4 protein-coding genes are annotated in these 4952 nt (G+C 64.0%); 2 read left to right on the forward strand and 2 right to left on the reverse strand.

The annotated features are described in order from the left end of the window. Window positions 1-619 precede the first annotated feature (619 nt). Window positions 620-1675, reverse strand: coding sequence for a hypothetical protein (locus EP26_RS29740; RefSeq protein WP_043344857.1), 1056 nt, complete (start codon window positions 1673-1675; stop codon window positions 620-622). A 511-nt stretch (window positions 1676-2186) separates the two neighbouring features. Between EP26_RS29740 and EP26_RS38850 the strand changes: the two genes are divergently transcribed. Then, complete coding sequence (locus tag EP26_RS38850) at window positions 2187-2663, forward strand: GFA family protein (protein WP_084113154.1); 477 nt, start codon at window positions 2187-2189, stop codon at window positions 2661-2663. A 674-nt stretch (window positions 2664-3337) separates the two neighbouring features. Here EP26_RS38850 and EP26_RS36570 read toward each other — a convergent pair. Beyond that, window positions 3338-4435 (reverse strand): hypothetical protein, encoded by a 1098-nt coding sequence (locus tag EP26_RS36570; protein ID WP_169747544.1) that lies wholly within the window; start codon window positions 4433-4435, stop codon window positions 3338-3340. Between the two features lie 304 nt (window positions 4436-4739). Here EP26_RS36570 and EP26_RS29750 point away from each other — a divergent pair. Next, a partial coding sequence (locus tag EP26_RS29750) for a transposase (RefSeq protein WP_043344863.1) occupies window positions 4740-4952 on the forward strand: 213 nt, incomplete at its 3' end.

A 4952-nucleotide genomic window follows, 5' to 3' on the forward strand; every position in this document is an offset into this window, starting at 1 on the left:
CATCCAACACGGTCGCGGGCACTCCGCAGCTTCCTCGAATAGCAGCCTGCCAGCGACAAGCTGAGCCAAAGGTCCACTTCAGCTGTAAGAACCCGCTTCGGATCGGTGCCGACCGTTGCCGGTCCAAACGATGCTCAGCGACGACGATGCAAGGATCCGCAGCAGCCTCGCCCGCAGCTCTTTGGCTTCGTTGTCGGCATGACGATCGTGACCGGCTGGAACACGTTCCCGGCCGGATGCCGCAACGCCGCAGAGCCGTTGAGGCGGACGATGCGGCGGAGCCGCTCGCGGAGAAGTAGAACCTGCCACTGGCCCTTGGTCAGCTACAGCAGCCAGCCGCCGTTGGTGCCGGGCCTGACAGGCGGCCTTTTCTCCGCCCGGGCCAGCAGAGAGGGAATATGCCCCGCTTTCGTGAAATCCTTGTCAGGCTTGCGGGCTCCTGTATGGCGCCGCCCGGCATCAGTGGCGCGGAAGGTCCGGCCGCGGGCGCAAGGCCGCGACCTTGGCGCCGTGCCGCACGTCGAGCAAACCGCGGGCGCGGCGCCGCATGCATTGCCTCGCCAGGGGCGGGGTCCATTGTGGGAGGTTCCTTGCCTTGGCGTGCTGCCCGGTTGGGCTGTCAGAATTTGCCTCGTGCCAGCTGCTCCCGCATGGCTTGGGCCATGTGGACGAGCACGACCTCCCGCGGCCGCGCCACGCGGCGGCAGACCTCGTCGAGCAGCTCGCGCGTCTGCCCGGAGATCTCGACCTGCACGGAGTCCTTGCGAGCGGCAGCCGATCGCCCGTCCGAGGGCGTCGGCGAGGCGGCCGGTTTAGGTGTCCTGAGCGGCGCCGCTCCGGCGGCCGGGTCGGGAGCCGGAGCTGCCCTTACCTCTGCCGATGACCGTGTTCCCTCCGGCGCCTCGGCATCCCGAGCGCCCATGTCCTCGCTCCACCCATTCAGTACCCTCAGAGCCGCTTCCAGAACTGATCGCAGGGTCCGGTCGAAGCTCGTGCCTTTCTGGGAGGAAACCTCCCTGAAGCCTGCATGCGCTGCCGCGGACAGGGTGATCCATGCGGTGGCCCTGCGCTCCCGGTAGGCTCGCTGGCGCTCGGCGCCCGATCGTGGGCGATCACTTGCGGATCCCGGTGCGGTTGCCCGTTGTTCCTCCAGGTCAGCCTGCCGCCTGAACTCGGCCGCGCGGCGTGCGGCGGCGAGATCACCCTCGACCAGCTCGATGTAGGCGTCCTGCCAGCCACCGAGCCAATGTTGGGCGAACTCGAGCAGGCGCCCGCGGTATCGTGCCGTCGGGACGCCCTCCAACTCTGCCCGAGCCGCAGCCGCGCCGTCCGCGTAGGCGTCGCGCTCGGGATGCGACCACCGGCTCACGTCGACGTCCTCAAGCTTCAATACCCGATCCCACAACGCCTCGTGGACCCGCCCGGTGTAGCCCTGTCCCTCTGCTTTGCAGACAGCCCAACCCGCTTGCCATCCCAGGCTCCAGGCGTCGCGCTCGAAGGTGTGCTCGGGGATGTCGACCTGCCGTGGCTGGCCAAGGGCGTTCCATCCCCTGGCGTAGCCCTGGCGCCAAGCGGCGCGCTCCGGTTCCGGAAGGCCGGTCGGGATGGCGCCGGAGTTGTCCGCGGCCACCTCACCCTCGGCAATCGCCCGCCGTTCAGCCTCAGTCCACTCCATGCCCTGCCGCCCGAATTCCTCTACCCTTGCAGGCATGCCAGGGCCACGATCGCCGGTCCACCTGAAGGCGGCACTGCCGCAGCGCCGCCGCCGAGCCAAGGCGTCGCTAGCAAGTTCGCGCAACGCAAAATTCTTGGGGGCTAATCCTTGCAGGTGCCGACCGCGATGCCGTCACGGCAAGCTTTGCGGACGACGTCACAGTGCTCAGGCTGACCCGCGTCACGGTGTACTCCACGCGCTGCGTCACAGTTCCTATTGGAGCCGTGTCATAGGTCGCGGAGCGCGTCACAGTGTTCGAACTGTCCACGTCACAGTTCCGGGCCGAGCCAGAATCGCAGTTTCAGTGGGTGCCGACGCCGGTGCAATGGTCGGTCGGATAAGACTTTCTAAAGGGGGCAGGCGACCCTAAGCGGATAGTTCGCAACCTGGATGTGATGCTGCCTCGATCCTTGCGTACCCGCCGCCAAGTCCGCGATCATGAGAGGTGACGACATGGATGGCGAGCGACTACATGCGACACGACCAACTCGAAGGTGGCTGCGCGTGCGGGAGGGTCCGGTACCGGCTGCGCTCAGCGCCAATGTTCGTCCAGTGTTGCCACTGCCGTGACTGCCAGCGGCAAGTGGGTAGCGCATTTGTCGTCAACGCGCTGATTGAGACTGATCGCATCGAGGTAGAAGGCACTGCGCCGGAGGCCGTTTCGATGCCCACAGACAGCGGTCGGCCACACGATATCTACCGCTGCACAGCCTGCTGGACTGCCATGTGGAGCGACTACGGCAGGCGGCCAGCCCTACGCTTTGTGCGAGTTTGCACGCTGGACAACCCTTCTGTGATCGCACCGGCCGCACACATTTTTACGCGTTCAAAGCTACCGTGGGTCGATCTGCCGAAAAAGGCACCCGCGTTCCCAATCTACTACGATATGGCGACGCTCTGGCCTGCTGAGAGCTTGGAACGCCGTCGTGCCATTTTGGGTGACGGGTAGGTCCGCCTTTCACCCTAAGCGGCTGCCCGCAGAGACGCTACCCGGCAGCCCGAACCTGCGTCAGCCTTGGAGCACAGCCCGTCACGGCTGGGCCTAGCGCATCGGCGGCGGCCCGTGCTGCTCGCCGCCCCGCTCGCGGCGTGATGGGCCTTGCAGGTGGTTCTGTCGAGCAGCAGCAGCCCGTCGGCGGGCAGGCTCGGGCGGAGCGCCTCAAAAACCAGCTCCCACCAGCCGCGCAGGCACCAGCGGCGCCAGCGGTGGTGTGGACCCTGGACCAGCAGCCCAGCGCCTCCAGCGGGTCACGCCACGGCGCACCGGTTCGGCAGATCCAAAGTGCCGCCTCGGCAAAGCGACGCAGCGCCGCCTCATCACCCTTCTACGCCAGCGGGATCTGCCGCAGCACCAACATCAGCGACACCTACTGGGCGTCGTCAGGCTTGTACTGATTATGTTTGTGTTCCCCAAAAACTCGGGAGAATGTCCGAAGACCCACAGCCAGAGACCGATGCAACGTCGAAAGGTGAGCCAGCCACTCCGGTCACAGAACCTAGCTGGAGTGAGGTATCCGGCGCTTGCGCGGCTGCCGCGATACCATCGGGATCCCGGATACAGCGATCGGAACTCTATAATCGGCACTTCATCATCTGCTTATCGAAGCCGAATATTTAATCGTACTATAAATACCAATGACCTGACGCGTTATAGTTGGCAGTAACTTGTGCCGCTAGCGCATTCCAATCCGTGGTTTTCTCATCGTAAGACACAGGATCGAGAAACCAATGTCCAGTCGCCTCGAAATTTGCTGTCACCCGGGCAGCGAGAGCATTCCAGTCGACGACTGATGGGCCTTCTAACCCATTATCCAGTAGTGTGAGCACCACTGAACCGTTGCCGCGTGCCGAAGCTGTATCATAACCGCTGCTTATGGCGTTGCTGCTGACAAACGACCCACCAGCACCGCCACCACCCCCGACATTGTCGACGGCCGGGCCGCCGCCCCCGCCATTATATCCGCCGCCGCCGCCGCCACCGCCGAGATAGCCACCGCCGCCGCCGCCGCCAAACCCTCCGGCGCCGCCGTTACCGGCCCCACCAGTCCCACCAGCAAGGTCCAAATTGCCGAGGGAGCCACCGCCACCACCGGCATTTGCGGGAATGGTTCCATCGCCTCCATTGACAAGATAACCACCACTGCCGCCTCCACCGTAGCCATCACCGTTTCCGGCATAGGTGCCGCCTTGGCCGCCGCCTCCGTTGGAACCGGCCGCTCCGCCCGCCACAGTTTGGCCGATACCAAATGTTGCGGACTTGCCGCTGGTCGCATCCTGATCAGGACCAGCGTCCGTCCCTCTGCTTTGTGCCTCGTTGCCGCCTACGGCGCCGCCGCCACCGCCACCTGCAACCACCAGCAGATCGTCTGGTCCGATTACCAGGGTCGCACCGCCTCCACCTGCGGGCCCGATGGTTTCACGGGAGTTCCCACCTTGGGCAGCCACGACTACCGTTAAAACGTCACCCGAAGTCAGGTCAAAGGTTGCTACTACCTGTGCGCCGAGGCCGCCAACCGCTTCGTCCCTGCTGCTACCTGTCCGGGCATTTCCAGTGCCACCTGCCCCGCCAATAGCTTCGATACTGTACAAGCCGGTTTCTTGAACAGTGAATTTAGTTACGGTCCCAGGTGTGCTAAAGTTAAATACTGTCTGTGAATCGTCAGCGGCATGAGGCTTGCTCGATTTAACATCATGATGGTTTTCCGATATACGAGCAGACATCGCTGTATCTTTCCTTGAACTACGTTTTCAACGGAAGCCTAAACAAGGGGGCGAAACACGATGCGGTATTTAAGCAGGCTACAGCCTGTACAGCAAGCGAAAGAACAATTGACATAAGGCGAATATCAGGATTGGAAACAACAAGCAAAAGGTGAGTCCGTTGTTTTCTTGGTTCCTTTTTTTGGCAAGAGACAGTCTGCCTGACTAGCCCGGATTATGCGCGAGGGCTGACGGGCATGGCGCAAGCCGTTGTGCGGACGTAGAATTTGGCTACGACACTCAAACCCAGCCGCGTCCGGAGACCATGCCCGTCACGGTTGAACCTACCCCGCCGCTGCCCGGCCTGTCATCGGTTGGCGGCAAGCTCCTGATCGCCCGCTTCGACGGCGGGCAACTCTCCTCCGACGGCGGCCTGCTGGCCTTGCGCGAGGTCGAGCGCCGCCTCGGCATTGCCGACCGGCTGGCAGCCTGCATCGACGACCCGCGCTCGCCGGAGCGGGTCCGGCACCGCCTCGCT

Source organism: Belnapia moabensis DSM 16746 (assembly GCF_000745835.1).
In the GTDB taxonomy this organism is placed as follows: Bacteria; Pseudomonadota; Alphaproteobacteria; order Acetobacterales; family Acetobacteraceae; genus Belnapia; species Belnapia moabensis.

Coding starts and splice junctions, on each gene's coding strand:
- EP26_RS29740 (WP_043344857.1), bottom strand. CDS start 1,675: ATGGAGTGGACTGAGGCTGAACGGCGGGCGATTGCCGAGGGTGAGGTG.
- EP26_RS38850 (WP_084113154.1), top strand. CDS start 2,187: ATGCGACACGACCAACTCGAAGGTGGCTGCGCGTGCGGGAGGGTCCGG.
- EP26_RS36570 (WP_169747544.1), bottom strand. CDS start 4,435: ATGTCTGCTCGTATATCGGAAAACCATCATGATGTTAAATCGAGCAAG.